General features: G+C 73.5%; 13 protein-coding genes. 5 read left to right on the top strand and 8 right to left on the bottom strand.

Annotated features, from left to right (window positions below):
- Positions 1 to 53: 53 nt before the first annotated feature.
- Positions 54 to 275 carry a hypothetical protein gene (locus tag AC0VYN_RS20045; protein WP_475532057.1) on the bottom strand — a complete coding sequence of 74 codons (222 nt, stop codon included), beginning with the start codon at positions 273 to 275 and terminating at the stop codon, positions 54 to 56.
- Positions 276 to 439: 164 nt separating this feature from the next.
- Between AC0VYN_RS20045 and AC0VYN_RS20040 the strand changes: the two genes are divergently transcribed.
- The 5 genes from AC0VYN_RS20040 (at position 440) to AC0VYN_RS20020 (ending at position 4,383) form a co-directional block, all read left to right on the top strand.
- Positions 440 to 883, top strand: coding sequence for an ATP-binding protein (locus tag AC0VYN_RS20040; protein ID WP_475532056.1), 444 nt, complete (start codon positions 440 to 442; stop codon positions 881 to 883).
- A gap of 178 nt (positions 884 to 1,061) precedes the next feature.
- Positions 1,062 to 1,928 carry a SigB/SigF/SigG family RNA polymerase sigma factor gene (locus AC0VYN_RS20035; RefSeq protein WP_385458434.1) on the top strand — a complete coding sequence of 289 codons (867 nt, stop codon included), beginning with the start codon at positions 1,062 to 1,064 and terminating at the stop codon, positions 1,926 to 1,928.
- 183 nt (positions 1,929 to 2,111) lie between these two features.
- The gene (locus AC0VYN_RS20030; RefSeq protein WP_475532055.1) at positions 2,112 to 2,981 is read left to right on the top strand and encodes an ANTAR domain-containing protein; all 870 of its coding nucleotides are present in this window, start codon (positions 2,112 to 2,114) and stop codon (positions 2,979 to 2,981) included.
- 85 nt (positions 2,982 to 3,066) lie between these two features.
- A complete protein-coding gene (locus AC0VYN_RS20025) occupies positions 3,067 to 3,912 on the top strand; it encodes a DUF1206 domain-containing protein (RefSeq protein WP_475532054.1) in 846 nt (281 codons plus the stop codon).
- Between the two features lie 36 nt (positions 3,913 to 3,948).
- Positions 3,949 to 4,383 (top strand): hypothetical protein, encoded by a 435-nt coding sequence (locus AC0VYN_RS20020; protein ID WP_385458437.1) that lies wholly within the window; start codon positions 3,949 to 3,951, stop codon positions 4,381 to 4,383.
- 4 nt (positions 4,384 to 4,387) lie between these two features.
- Here AC0VYN_RS20020 and AC0VYN_RS20015 read toward each other — a convergent pair whose 3' ends face one another.
- From AC0VYN_RS20015 to AC0VYN_RS19985, 7 genes are all read right to left on the bottom strand, one after another.
- Positions 4,388 to 6,634, bottom strand: coding sequence for an FUSC family protein (locus AC0VYN_RS20015; protein ID WP_475532053.1), 2,247 nt, complete (start codon positions 6,632 to 6,634; stop codon positions 4,388 to 4,390).
- 88 nt (positions 6,635 to 6,722) lie between these two features.
- A complete protein-coding gene (locus tag AC0VYN_RS20010) occupies positions 6,723 to 8,099 on the bottom strand; it encodes an NAD(P)/FAD-dependent oxidoreductase (RefSeq protein ID WP_475532052.1) in 1,377 nt (458 codons plus the stop codon).
- A gap of 225 nt (positions 8,100 to 8,324) precedes the next feature.
- The gene (locus AC0VYN_RS20005; RefSeq protein ID WP_475532051.1) at positions 8,325 to 10,061 is read right to left on the bottom strand and encodes a PP2C family protein-serine/threonine phosphatase; all 1,737 of its coding nucleotides are present in this window, start codon (positions 10,059 to 10,061) and stop codon (positions 8,325 to 8,327) included.
- Positions 10,058 to 11,122 carry an anti-sigma regulatory factor gene (locus tag AC0VYN_RS20000; RefSeq protein WP_475532050.1) on the bottom strand — a complete coding sequence of 355 codons (1,065 nt, stop codon included), beginning with the start codon at positions 11,120 to 11,122 and terminating at the stop codon, positions 10,058 to 10,060. The genes AC0VYN_RS20005 and AC0VYN_RS20000 overlap by 4 nt, the downstream gene beginning before the upstream one ends.
- A complete protein-coding gene (locus tag AC0VYN_RS19995; RefSeq protein ID WP_451690033.1) occupies positions 11,122 to 11,562 on the bottom strand; it encodes an anti-sigma regulatory factor in 441 nt (146 codons plus the stop codon). The genes AC0VYN_RS20000 and AC0VYN_RS19995 overlap by 1 nt, the downstream gene beginning before the upstream one ends.
- Complete coding sequence (locus tag AC0VYN_RS19990) at positions 11,562 to 11,993, bottom strand: STAS domain-containing protein (protein ID WP_475532049.1); 432 nt, start codon at positions 11,991 to 11,993, stop codon at positions 11,562 to 11,564. Before AC0VYN_RS19990 ends, AC0VYN_RS19995 begins: the two co-directional genes overlap by 1 nt.
- Complete coding sequence (locus AC0VYN_RS19985; RefSeq protein WP_475532048.1) at positions 11,990 to 12,886, bottom strand: STAS domain-containing protein; 897 nt, start codon at positions 12,884 to 12,886, stop codon at positions 11,990 to 11,992. The genes AC0VYN_RS19990 and AC0VYN_RS19985 overlap by 4 nt, the downstream gene beginning before the upstream one ends.
- Between the last annotated feature and the right edge of the window lie 56 nt (positions 12,887 to 12,942).

The raw sequence follows: 12,942 nt of genomic DNA, 5'->3' as shown, positions 1-12,942 counted from the left end.
CCGCCCCGCGCCCTCGTCAATCCGACCGGCGGCCCGGCCCTGCGCCCGGTCCGTCAGCCGGACTCCTCGTGCCGGCCCGGGGTCAGCACCTCGTCGAGCACCCGCAGGACCGCCTCGTACGCCATCGTCCGGACGGCTGCCTCGCGCGAGCCCTCCGGGTCGGTCGACCGCAGCTCTTCCCTTCGCGCCCGCCACGTCCGTTCCTGTTCCTTCGCGCAGGCCCTCGCGCGGTGCATGCGGCGCAGCAGTTCGTCCGAGTCCACAACATCCGTCATGCACTCCGCGTACCCCCGCACGCCGCCCGGATGGCCGTTGGGCCGTAAGGAGGGCCGAAGGTTTGGGGGTGCGGTCAGAGGTCAGCCGGAAAGTACGAGGCCCGCGGCGGGCGTACCGGGTGGGGTCCGGCCGTCCGCCCATCTCGACGACAGGGAGCCGACGGATGCATGACAGGCACACCACCCCCTTCACCCTCGCGCGGTCCGGCACCGACGGGCACCGGCCGGCACCGCCGTGCAGACCCGCCGAGGCACGAAGCGCCGTGGAGCGCGCGGTCACCGAACGCTGCCGGACCCGCCACCTGCCGTGCGACGCGGGAGCCCTGTCGGACGCCGTGCTCGTCGCCTCGGAACTGACCACCAACGCGATCCTGCACGGAGGCGGCATCACCGACTTCCAGGTCGACGTGGTCGGTCCCGGCGTCCTCCTGTCGGTCAGCGACCGCAGCGCCGACCTGCCGGTCGCCGTGGCACCGACCGACCCGCAGGGCCGACGGCGCGTCGGCGGACGCGGCTGGCCCATCGTCTGCCGGCTGGCGCGCGACGTGCGCGTGGCAGATCTTCCGTCCGGAGGCAAGTGCATCAGCGTCGTCGTTCCGCTGTCCTGAGTACATTTCGAAAAGCGGAGTTTGTTCCACCGGGGCGGGGGCAGTCGCAAGTTCGTGCTTCGGACCGGAGGCGCAGCAGCGGGAGTGGTATGACTGCTCCGGCCCCTCCGGGTGAGACCCGGACCGTGCCGCTTCCGCGGAATGTTCCCCTGAGACCACCGTTCAGGAGCGAATCCGCATGCTCATTGAAACGCCCACCATCCGTCCCGGTAACCCCGAGCCCGCGCACGACTCCGCCGGTCCGGCCGCCGCCAACCGCCGTCGGCACGACGACGCGCCGGACACCGCCGCGCTCTTCGCCCGGCTGTCGGTCCTGGAGGACGGGCCCGAACGGGACGCCGTCCGCGACGAACTCGTCACGGCCTGGCTGCCCATGGCCCACCGGATCGCCGGCCGCTTCCGGGACCGCGGCGAGTCCATCGAGGACCTGCGCCAGGTCGCGGCGCTGGGGCTGGTGAAGGCCATCGACCGCTTCGACCCGGAGCGCGGCGCCTTCGAGAGCTACGCCGTGCCCACCATCACCGGCGAGGTCAAGCGGCACTTCCGCGACCGGATGTGGGCGCTGCGCGTGCCCCGCCGGGTCCAGGAACTGCGGAACAAGGTGCGGGTGGCCCGGCGCGAGCTCACCCAGAGCCCGGGCAGCCCCGAACCGTCGGTCGCGGCTCTGGCCGCCCACACGGGGCTCACGGAGGACGAGGTCAGCGCCGGTATGGAGGCGCTGGAGAGCTTCAGCACCCTGTCGCTGGACGCCGAGCTGTCGGCCGGCGACGACGGCTACAGCCTCGCGGACACCCTGGGCGCGGCCGACGCCTCGTACGACACCGTGATCGACCGCGAGTCCGCCAAGGAGGGCCTGCGCAGGCTGCCCGAGCGGGAGCGGGCCATCCTCTACATGCGCTTCTTCGAGGACATGACCCAGAGCCGGATAGCCGACCGCCTGGGCATCTCGCAGATGCACGTCTCCCGGCTGATCAGCCGCAGCTGCGCCCGCGTGCGGGACGAGGCGCTGGGACAGCGCACGGTCCATCGGCGCACGACCATGTGAGGACGGCTCCGGCGGGACGCACCCGGGGAACGGATCGACACCCCGCCCCGCCCTGTCGTGCCGCCGCCCGCGGCCGCCGAGGAGTGCGGTGCGACAGCCGGGGAAGGCGGGATGGATGCCCCGTATGCCGAGCGACGGCATACGGGGCAGACGCTTGTCCAATGCACGAGCGCGGAGGGACGCATGACGGCGGCCGATCACGGGGTGGCGACCGAACGGGGGGACCCCGGGGAGGAACTGGAGCGGCTGCGGGCACAGATCCGGGACCTGAGGGCCAGGGCCCGGGTCCACCCGCTGATCTCCCAGACACAGGGCATGCTGCGGGAGCGGTACGCGCTGCCCGACGCGGAGACGGCGTTCGCGCTGATGCAGCGCGCCTCCCAGCGCTACAACATCAAGGTACGCACCCTGGCCGAGGCCCTCGTGACCACGCCGGGGCCGGACCGGCCGGACGACATGTGGTTCCCGCGCCGCGTCCGCCTGCCGCAGCCCCCGCTGTCCTTCACCGACGCCCACCACGAGGGGGCCGGCAACCGCGGCGGCGTCCTCGGGGCCGTACTGAGCCAGACGCTCGCCGTGGTCGGCACCGACATGGGCAACGTCCAGCTGGCCGACCGTGCCAGGGGCGGACTGAGCATCGAGAAGCACACCGGCCTCACCGCGGACTTCGTCGACTTCTTCGGGCACGTCGGCCCCGAGGGCACCTCCTGCGCCCGGGCCGCCCGGGACGTCACCCAGGTCACCGTGCACGACGTGGAGTCGGACCCCGTCTTCACCGAACCCGCCCGGCGGGCCATCCTCGCGGCGGGCAGCCGCTCCTGCCACAGCGTGCCGCTCACCACCGGCTCGGGAGGGTGCGTCGGCATGGTCTCCGCCCACCTCGGCCACACCCTGCGAGAGCTCACCCCGGCCCAGCGCGGGGCACTGGACGTACTGGGCCGCGAGGCGGGCCGCTGGGTCGCCTGGCACGACCGCACGGTGGTCCTGGACGCCCTGGAGCACCTCCACGTCCTCGGCCGGGCCGCGCGGGGCAGCCGGCTGCGCCGGAGCTGAGCGGGCGTCCCGTCACCGGCCGCGCGAAGTCCCCGGTGTGCGGGGGAGAAGGCGGGGCAAGCGGAGTCCCGGAGGGGAGGCTCGTATGAGTGTTCTGACACGCACCGGCCGCGGCAGGGCCCGACAGGCGGCCAACGGATCGGCCGCCGAGGGGGCCGCCGAGGGGGCCGCCCGGGCGGGACTGACCGCCCGCGGAGTCATCTACCTGCTGGTCGGACTGCTGGCCCTGCGGATCGCCTTCGGCGACGGGCAGCGCCAGGCGGACCGCGGCGGTGCCCTGGCCGAACTGTCGGACAAGCCGTTCGGCGCCGTCCTGCTGTGGGCGCTGGGCGCCGGACTCGTCGGCATGGCGCTGTGGCGGCTGTCCGAGGCGCTCTTCGGTGTGACCGGCAAGGACGGCCACACCGCGAAGAAGCGCCTGCCGGCCGCCGCCCGCTGCGTCTTCTACTCGTTCGTCGCCTACTCCGTGCTCGCCTTCGCGGCCGGTTCCCGCGGCAGCGGCGGCGGAGCCGGTGACCGGCAGTCCCGGGACGTCACGGCCAAGGTGCTGGAGATGCCCGCCGGACGGTGGGCCGTGGGCGTGGCCGGGGCCGCGATCGTCGTCGCCGGGGTGGTGATCGCCGTCCAGGCCGTGCGCCGCAGCTACCACAAGAAGCTGAAGCTGGGTGAGCTTAGCCGGCGGGTACGGCGGCTGATCGACGTCACCGGCGTCGGCGGCGGGACGGCCCGGGGAATCGTCTTCGCGGCGGCGGGTGCCTTCGCCGTGCAGGCCGCGGTCGACTACGAACCCGACAAGGCCAAGGGCATGGACGACACCCTGCGCTCCTTCGCCGGCACCCCGCTCGGACCGTGGCTGCTGGTCCTCGTCGCCGCGGGTCTGGTGCTGTTCGGCGTGTTCTCGTTCGCCCTGGCCCGCTGGCGCAGGGTGTGAGGGTCTGAGCCGCGCGGCACGGGGAACACGGGGCGAATGAACGAACACGAGATTCCTCCGCCGGACGGACGTCCCGTGGACGTCTACCTGGACCTGCTGCGCTTCCGCATGGAGACCGACGACTACCAGCTGCTGCTCAGCGTGGTGGAACCGGTCCTCCAGGCGATCGACGAGCACCAGATGCCCACCATCGACTTCTCCCTGGACGGCGACAACGCCGAGGCGCTGCCCCAGGAGATCCGGGACGAGGCCGCCCTGGTCATCGCCACCGCCGTCACCGGCCGGCTCGACAACGAGGTCGTCGAGATCAGCACCGACGAGACCGGCCCCGTCCGCGTCGTCACGGACGCGGCCACCGCCTCCGACCCCGAACGGCTCGGCGAGATCGCCGACTACCTCAAGGAACGCCACCGGCAGAACGAGGAGCTGCGCGGCATCGCCGAGGTGAGCGGCATGCCGAGCGACTTCTGACCCGTCACCGCTTCGGCGTCGCGACGGGCACGCCCAACGGCCGGGCGAGGCCGACCACGGCCTCGTCCAGCCGCTCCAGGTGCCGCAGCACGCGCCCGGTGATACGGCCGTACCGGGGCGCCCCGGCGGCGTCGAACTCCAGCAGCGACGCGATGCTGGGTCCGGTCTCCACCTCGGTGCCGGCGTGTTCGTCCTCGACCCGGGCGGCGATCGCCTCGATGTTGCGCACCGTGCGCCGTACCGCCCCGCGCAGCCGCGGGTCGGCCGCGATCGACGGATGGGTCGGCAGCAGCTCGGCCGTCGCCGCCAGGGACCGCGCGTGGTAGGCGCACGTCTCCAGCAGCGCCAGCACGTACTGGGCCGTGTTCCGGCGGGCCCGCAGCGGCGTGATCGGGTGGGTGAGCGGCTGGACGGCGCCGCGCAGATCGCCCAGCGCCTGGTCCAGGTCGCGCGCCGTGTCCAGCAGATCCGCGGCCGGCCCGCCGCTGAGCTGGTCGACGGCGCCCTCGGTGACGTCGACCAGCCGTTCCAGCACCGTGCCGAGCAGCTCGTTCGTACGCCGGTCCGTGCGGATCGGCAGTACCAGCGCCGCCGCGATGATCCCGCAGGCCGCGCCGAGCGCCGTCTCCTCCACCCGCAGCAGCAGCACCGACATGCTGTACGTGTGCAGCAGGGTGTACAGCAGCCCGAGCATCGCGGTCACGAAGAACGACATCAGCGTGTAGGACAGCGGCGCGGTGTAGAACATCGCGAAGACGAGCAGCAGCACCAGCCCGAACGCGGTCCAGGTGTGGTTCCCGACGACCCCGGCCAGCACGATGCCGGCCACCACCCCCAGCATGGTCCCCAGCAGCCGGCGGTAGCCCTTGACCAGGATCTCGCCGGTGGAGGCGGTGTTCAGGAAGACGATCCAGCAGGTGAGCACGGCCCAGTACCAGCGCTGGGAGGAGAGGAACTCCCCGCCGACGATGGCCAGCGACGACCCCACGGCGACCTGGACGGCCGCGCGGGTGGTGGGCCTGCGCAACCCCCTCGGCTCCTCCTCCGGCACCGCCTCCTCGCCGGCGTCGATGGCGGCGTCCTCGGCGTCCAGCTCCTCGCGTGAGCGGGTCGTGGCGGGGCTGTCGTCCGACTCGTCCTGCGGCCCGTCCAGGGCGATCCTGAGGCCCATGACCGCGCGGGCGGTCTCCCCGATGCCCCGGAAGACGTCCTGCACGGCGGGCGTCGCCTCCGGCAGGTTCTCCTCGTCGCGGTAGCCGAGCAGCCGGTTGCGCAGGTGGGCCAGCGCCGTGCCGCGGGCCTCGGCGGGGGGCCGCAGCACCAGCGCGCGCAGCGCCATCAGGTCACGGCGTACGACCGGCGTCGCCTCGCCGGGCGCGGGCGTGCTCCCCACCGCCGGGGCCGGCGCGCCCGGCAGATGCAGGGTGAGGGTGTCCGCCCGCTCGGCGCTGCGCGCGCCCAGCAGCAGCAGGCCGAGACGCTCGGCGGCGATCTCGGCGTCCGCGATGCGGCGCTGCACCAGACGCGCCGTGGACGCGTCGGGGGTGCCCTCCTCCAGCCGGGACTGGATCATCAGGGCCGTCTCATGCAGACGCGCGGTGCCGTCCCGCAGGTGCTCGAGCGTCTTGTCGATCTCGTCGGGCCCGGCGTCCAGCAGTTCGATCTGCGCCGAGATCAGCTGTGCCAGCCGGGCCCGGAAGGCCTGGCGCAACCGCCCCAGAACGCGCGCGGGCGTCGCCGGCACGATCGCGAAACGCACCAGGGCACTGCACGCGAACGCCACGGCCATCGCGGCCCACAGGCCCGGCAGGCTCGACACCTTGGCGCCCACGAACAGGGACACGAAGTAGACCTGGAAACCGATCAGGCCCAGGGCGGTACCGCGGTCGCCGAACCGGCGGCCGTACACGGCGCAGAAGATCAGGACGACGAAGAAGACGTCACCGACGACGACCCGTGGGGTGAGCAGCGCGCTCACCGACACGGACGCCAGCGCCACCGGCAGGCCCAGCGCCAGGGTGACGGCCTGCGCACCGGGCTGCTTCTCGCGGATGGCGAAGGTGGCGACCATCGCCGACATGGCGCCCGCCACCAGATGCTTGACGTCCACACCGGACAGCGCCAGCACGGCCAGCGTCAGAGCGATGGCTCCCACCGTCCGCAGCCCGGCCGTCAGCCGCAGCAGTCCGGGATCGGACGCGGCGACGCCGTCCCGCAGCCGTGCCCGCACCGAGCGTCCCGCTGACTTCACGCCGCCGTACACTCTCCCGTTTCACACCGCTTCACACCTAGATCCACTTCTCAGCATGCCATGCCGGGAGCGGGCCACGGGCAGCGGGTCACAGCTCCGCCCGGCCCGCTCCCTCGACCTGCTTGCGCACCTGCTCCGGCGACAGATAGGCGTCGGTGTACTCGAAGTCCTTGAGCTTCGCGGGCTTGCGGGCCTGGAAACCGGTGCGCACGAAGTCGTCGCCGGCGACCGCGTTCAGCAGCCAGTTGGTCGCCACCCGGGCCTTGGCCACACCCGTGCGCAGCGCCGACCAGTGGTACCCCCGGGCCACCGCCTGGGCGGGCACGCCGTGCAGTTCGATGCCGAGGGGCTTGGACACCGCGTCGGTGCCGCCGAGGTCGACGACCAGGCCGAGGTCCTTGTGGACGTACGGCCGCATCGGCTGGTTGCGCAGGGAGGCGATGAGGTTCTCGGCGACGTGCCGGCCCTGCCGCATGGCGTGCTGGGCGGTGGGCGGGCAGACGGCGCCCTCCTGGCCCTTGGCGAGGTCGGGCACGGCCGCGGAGTCGCCGAGCGCGAACACCCCGTCGTGGTTGGGCAGGCACATCTCGGCGGTGACGGCGAGACGTCCCCGGACGGTCTCCGCGCCGAGCGTGGCGATCAGCGGGCTCGCGACCACGCCGGCGGTCCAGATCAGCGTGCGGGTGGGCACCACCCGGCCGTCGGTGAAGGTGACCTCCTCCGGCCCGGCCTTCTCGATGGACACGCCCAGCGAGACCTCGATGCCGCGCCGCGTCAGCACCTCCTGCGCGCTCCGCCCGAGCTTCTCGCCCAGCTCGGGCATCAGCTTCGGCGCGATGTCGATCAGGTGCCACTTGATCAGGGCCGGGTCCAGGCGCGGGTAGCGCTTGACGGCCGCGTGCGTGAGCCGCTGGAGGCAGGCCGCGGTCTCGGTGCCCGCGTATCCGCCGCCGACCACCACGAACTGCAGACGGGAGGTGCGCTCGGCCGGATCATGGCTGGCGTCGGCGAGATCGAGCTGCGAGATGACGTGGTCGCGGATGTAGGCGGCCTCCGCGAGCGTCTTCATGCCGAACGCGTGGTCCGTGAGCCCCGGGATGTCGAAGGTACGGGTGATGCTGCCGGGGGCCAGCACGATGTAGTCGTAGGGTTCGTTGACGATCTCGCCGGTGATGGTCCGCACCACGCAGACCTTCGCCTTGAGGTCCACGCCGATGGCCCCGCCCGGGATGATCCGGGTGCGGTACCTGCTGCTGCGGCGCAGGGACAGCGCGATCGACTGCGGCGTCAGCACGCCCGAGGCGACCTGGGGCAGCAGCGGCAGATAGAGCTGATAGGCGAAGGGCGTCACCAGGGTGACGTCGGCCTCGTGGGGGGACAGCCTGCGCTCGAGACGGCGGACGCACTCCACGCCGGCGAAACCTGCGCCGACCACCAGGATCCTGGGTCGTGTCACGGTGTTCATCCCTTTCTGCGGCTCCGGGCGGTCAGCCGCGAACGCCATTCGCCTGCCCCTGGATCGCTGCTTCGCACCTCGTCGATCCCATCGCGTCGGCGGCGGTTCGGCGAGCCGGGAGCGCCAGGCAGGCGAAACACCCTGTGCACCACCATGCCCCGGCCCGGACCTGACCGCACCGGGCGGACGTGAACGGCCGGCAACGGGTGCGCGGGGGAGTGGTGACGGCGCCGGTCAGCCGGAGCCGTCGAGGTGGCACAGCAGCAGGCACACGTCGTCGTCGCGCTCGGAGTCGCTGAGCAGCGGCCGCAGGATGCCGTCCGCCGAACCCTCCAGGTCCGTGTCCAGCTGCTCGGGGGAGAAGGTCCCCAGGGCCTCGGCCAGTCGCTCGATGCCCGGGTCTATGCCCCGGGCCCGCCGCTCCACCAGGCCGTCCGTGTACAGCGCCAGCGTCGAACCCGGCGCGAGCAGCTCCGTGTGGTCGGCGATCTCCTGCTCCAGCGGGATGCCGAGCATCGCTCCCGGTTTGGCGTCCAGCGCGCGCACTCGGCCGTCCGGGGTACGCAGCACCGGAGGCGGATGACCGGCCGCCGCCCACGTCATCGTCGGGTCGTCGGGGTGGAAGCGCGCGATGACGGCGGTGGCGAACAGGTCCGGCTGGAGGTGGTGCAGGAACGTGTGCAGCCGGGTCAGCAGCCGGCCCGGGCTGCCGCCGTCGACCGCGTAGGCCCGCAGCGCCGTCCGCAGCTGGCTCATCATCACGGCCGCCCGCAGACCGTGCCCGGTCACGTCGCCGACCACGACGATCACCCCGCCGTCGGGCTGGCGGAACGCGTCGTACCAGTCACCGCCGATGTTCAGTCCGTGCGTGGCCGGCAGGTAGCGCGCGGCCAGGCCCAGGCCGGGCGGCGCCGGAAGCTCGGTCAGCAGGGCCCGCTGCAGGGTCTCGGCGATGTCGCGGTTGTGCTGGTAGCGCTGGGCGTGGTCGATCGCGATGGCGGCCCGCCGGGTGAGCTCGATCAGCATCACGGCGTCGTCGGGGTCCCACTGCTCCCCGGGCTGGGTGAGCGTCAGCACACCGAGGGCCGACCCCCGGGTCGGCAGCGGGATGCACAGCAGGGGGCGGTCCGGGTCCAGCGCCGACGGCGGCTGGTCGTCGACGCCCGGCAGGCCTCCCGGCCGCGCGCCGGCGTACTGCGGCCGTCCGGTGCGGGCCGCGGCCACGGCCGCGGCGGCGTGCACCGGTGGCCGGTTCCGGTCGCCCTCCTGGTCGAAGATCCAGACGTCGACGCCGGAGGCGTACTCGGGCACGAGCAGGTCCGGCAGGCGGCGCACGATCTCGTGGTGGTCGAGCGAGGCGTTGAGCACCGCGCTCGCGTCCGCCAGGAACGTCAGTCTGCGACGGGCGTTCTCCGCCTCGGTGCGGGCCTTGCGCTCGGCGGCGAACGCCTCCCGCTGGGCCCGTCCGGCGGCGTCCAGTTCGGCGTGCAGCGCCACGACGCCCTGGTTCGTCTGCTGGAGCTCCTCCCGGTGGAAGGCGACGAGGGCCTCCTGCTCGCCGAGCCGGTCCAGCACCAGCGCCGTGTCCTCGTCGGCGCCCAGCAGGGCCTCCGCCAGCGCGGCGGGGTCGTCCGCCACGGTGCCCTCGCCGGCGGCCGGGAGCGCCTCGGGACGGGGCACCGTCATCCGCCACGGCGGCTCCCCGTCGGCCGCGGCCTCACGCGCCGGCGTCACGACCGCGATCAGCACGCTCTGCCCGGCGTCCGGCGTCCCAGCGGGCGCCGTGGCCGCCTCCAGGGTCAGCCGCCAGGTGCCGCCCTTGGTCAGGCACTGCCGCAGCCGCGTGCTCAGCGAGGCCGCCAGCCGCGTGCGCTCCAGCGGCGCCACACCGCAGGCCGCGGCCAGCCGGGCGGTGGCGATCCGGGCCCGGGCGGCGTCGGTGACGCCGGTGATCTGCCAGGTACGGGTCATGGGCGGTCCGGCGGGGTCGAGGTCAGGACGGCGACGGCGGTGTCGTCCCGCACGGGGCGGGCGGAACTGCTGGCGTCACGGATCGTCACGGCAGCCGTCACGGCCGGGTCGACGTCCGGGGCACAGGCGTCGGGCGAGGGCGTCCAGCGGCTCGGCAGGCCGTCGCTGTGCAGGATCAGCACCCGGTCGTCCGCCCACTCCCGCTCCTCGTCGCGCACCCTCGTCGGCCGGTGGGTGCCGACGATGCCGGGCTGGGACACCAGGGCCCGCCAGGTGCCGCCCGCGCAGAGCCGGGCGCCGATGTTGCCGATGCCGGCGAACCTGAGCCGCCCGGCCCGCGTGTCGACCTGGGCGAGGGCGACGGCCGCGCCGCGGGTGCCGGCCAGGGCCGCGTCCAGGCGCTTCAGCGCCTCGGAGGGCACCAGGTGGGCGGCGCCGCGCAGCGCCTCGACCGCGGTCGACGAGGCCCGGGCCGCCTCGGGGCCGTGCCCCAGCCCGTCGGCCAGCATGAGCGTCACGCGGTCCTCGGTGCGCACCCAGGCCCAGGCGTCGCCCGAGTAGTCGGCGCCCGCGAACGGCACGTTCACGCCACCGGCCCGTACACCCGCCACCGGGTCCTTCCCGACGGCACGGGCCCGGGGCACGCCGCCGATCCGGGCGAGCGCCACGGTGCCCCGGCCCGGGACGCTGTGGACCTCGAAGTCGTCGGCGAGGCGCGCACAGGTGCCCAGGCCCGCGCCGAGCGACGCCGTGGTGGTGAAGCCGTCGCTCAGCGCGGTGGGCACGTCGGCGATGCCCGGACCGTGGTCGACCGTCGTGATCTGCACGGCCCTGGCCTCGTCCCGGTCGGCCGTGAGGACGGGCGGGGCCACCACGTCGATGAGGACCTGACCGCCTCCGGCGTGCTTGAGCAGGTTGGTGGCCAGCTCGGTCGCCACCAGCGCCGCGGAGGCGGTGCACTGCTCGTCCAGCCGGGCCATGGCCGCCGCGTGCTCGGCGGCCACCCGGGCGTCGCGCACCCGGGTCGAGTCGTGCACGGGTACGTCCCACACGCGAGGCATCAGGACTCCTCTCGGGGGCGCGGCGGACGGCCCACCCAGGACGTCACCCGCACGGTGGTCCCGGTGCCCGGCGCGCTGTCGATGGCGAACTCGTGCACCAGGCGCCGGGCACCGCCCAGCCCCATGCCGAGTCCGTCGCCGGAGGTGAAACCGTCGCTGAGGGCCTGCTCCACGTCGGCGATACCGGGACCTTCGTCGCTGAAGGTGAGCCGGAGGCCCCGCGTGCCGCCCTGGGTGAGGGTCTCCGTGTCCATTGTTCCGCCGCCGCCGTACACGAGCGTGTTGCGGGCCAGTTCGCTGGCCGCGGTGACCAGCTTGGTCTGGTCCACCAGCCCGAAACCGAGCTGGGCGGCGGCCTGCCGCACGTGCTGTCGCACCCACACCAGATCCATGTCCGACTGGATCGGCAGGCGGGCCTGAGCGCCCGCGGCAGTGTGCATCACGGACTCTCCTGGCGCAGTCCGCCGTAGCGGGCCGACGGGGCCTGCTCCGCGAGGAGAGCCATCGCCACCTCGGTGCTGAGCGCGGTGTGCACCCGCGGCAGGAGCAGGCCCAGTTCCACCAGGGTGATGGCGACCGCCGGCCGCATGCCGACCACGACGGTGCGCGCGGCCAGCAGATCGGTCTGCCCGGCGATCTCGGCCAGCACCCGGCCCAGGAAGGAGTCGACGATCTCCACACCGGAGATGTCGATGATCACACCGGTGGCCCCGGTGCGCACGATCGTCTCGGCGAGGTCGTCCTGGAGCCGCTGCGCCGTACTGTCGTGCAGGTCCCCCTGGAGGGTGACCAGCAGGACGTCACCGAGCCGCAGGACCGGTACATGACTCGTCACAGGACCCGCTTGGGGCCCGGGGAAAGCCTCGTTCACCGCGCGACCGGACCGTTCGTGACGGGGTTCACGATGCCGACGCCGAGCTGGTGCAGCACGTAGCCCAGCGCGTCGGCGAGGCTCGCCCGGGTCACCACCGTGCCCAGGTCCAGGCCGAGGTGGACCATCGTCTGCGCGATCGCGGGCCGGATGCCGGAGACGATGCACTCGGCACCCATCAGGCGGGCCGCGGCGACCGTCTTCATCAGGTGCTGGGCCACCAGCGAGTCGACCGTCGGCACCCCGGTGATGTCCAGGATCGCGTAGCGCGCCTGCTGCTCGACGATGGATTCCAGCAGGGTCTCCATCACCACCTGGCTGCGGGCGCTGTCCAGCGTGCCGATCAGCGGCACGGCCACGATGCCGTCCCACAGCTTGATGACGGGCGTGGCCACCTCCAGCAGCTGCAGCCGCTGCCGGTCGATCAGCGCCTGCCCCTCGCTCAGCGCCGTCTGCATGACCACCACCCGCAGGGTGCCCATCAGCACACTCAGCGTGGTGACACAGTCCCGGACGTGTTCGGCCGGGGCGTCCGGAAGGTCGGAGATCAGCAGCTTCTCGACCGGCGGGCGCAGGGCGGCCAGCTCGCTCGACACCTGTGCGGTGCTCAGGCCGGCGCGGGAACGGGCCGCCCCCATCCTCGCCAACTGCTCGCGCACCGTGGTGAATCCCGCGGCGTCCGGGTCCTCCACCCGGGAGGCGTCCGCGACTTGGGCCAGCGCGTCCACAACGGACTTCCCCGCCTCGACCGCCTCGTCCCGCGAAACGGTGAACACCGCCCGGAACAGGGGCTCGTCGGCCCACCGCTGGGCGATCTGCTCACGGTGACGCCGCAGGAACTCCCTGACCTCCTGCGTCGCCGACCCGGCCGTTCCCTCCGCCTGCTCCGGCACCTGCTCCACTCCTCATCCGCGCTGCGCCGTACCGACCCCTCGGGCGACGTGACGGC

The sequence above is a fragment of the Streptomyces sp. 63XJN7_1_ISO-PGPR-S23-121 genome (assembly GCF_056173025.1).
The sequence above is the reverse complement of the archived record's forward strand: the minus strand, read 5'-3'. Positions and strand labels throughout refer to the sequence as shown.

Coding starts and splice junctions, on each gene's coding strand:
- AC0VYN_RS20045 (WP_475532057.1), bottom strand. CDS start 275: ATGACGGATGTTGTGGACTCGGACGAACTGCTGCGCCGCATGCACCGC.
- AC0VYN_RS20040 (WP_475532056.1), top strand. CDS start 440: ATGCATGACAGGCACACCACCCCCTTCACCCTCGCGCGGTCCGGCACC.
- AC0VYN_RS20035 (WP_385458434.1), top strand. CDS start 1,062: ATGCTCATTGAAACGCCCACCATCCGTCCCGGTAACCCCGAGCCCGCG.
- AC0VYN_RS20030 (WP_475532055.1), top strand. CDS start 2,112: ATGACGGCGGCCGATCACGGGGTGGCGACCGAACGGGGGGACCCCGGG.
- AC0VYN_RS20025 (WP_475532054.1), top strand. CDS start 3,067: ATGAGTGTTCTGACACGCACCGGCCGCGGCAGGGCCCGACAGGCGGCC.
- AC0VYN_RS20020 (WP_385458437.1), top strand. CDS start 3,949: ATGAACGAACACGAGATTCCTCCGCCGGACGGACGTCCCGTGGACGTC.
- AC0VYN_RS20010 (WP_475532052.1), bottom strand. CDS start 8,099: ATGAACACCGTGACACGACCCAGGATCCTGGTGGTCGGCGCAGGTTTC.
- AC0VYN_RS20005 (WP_475532051.1), bottom strand. CDS start 10,061: ATGACCCGTACCTGGCAGATCACCGGCGTCACCGACGCCGCCCGGGCC.
- AC0VYN_RS20000 (WP_475532050.1), bottom strand. CDS start 11,122: ATGCCTCGCGTGTGGGACGTACCCGTGCACGACTCGACCCGGGTGCGC.
- AC0VYN_RS19995 (WP_451690033.1), bottom strand. CDS start 11,562: ATGCACACTGCCGCGGGCGCTCAGGCCCGCCTGCCGATCCAGTCGGAC.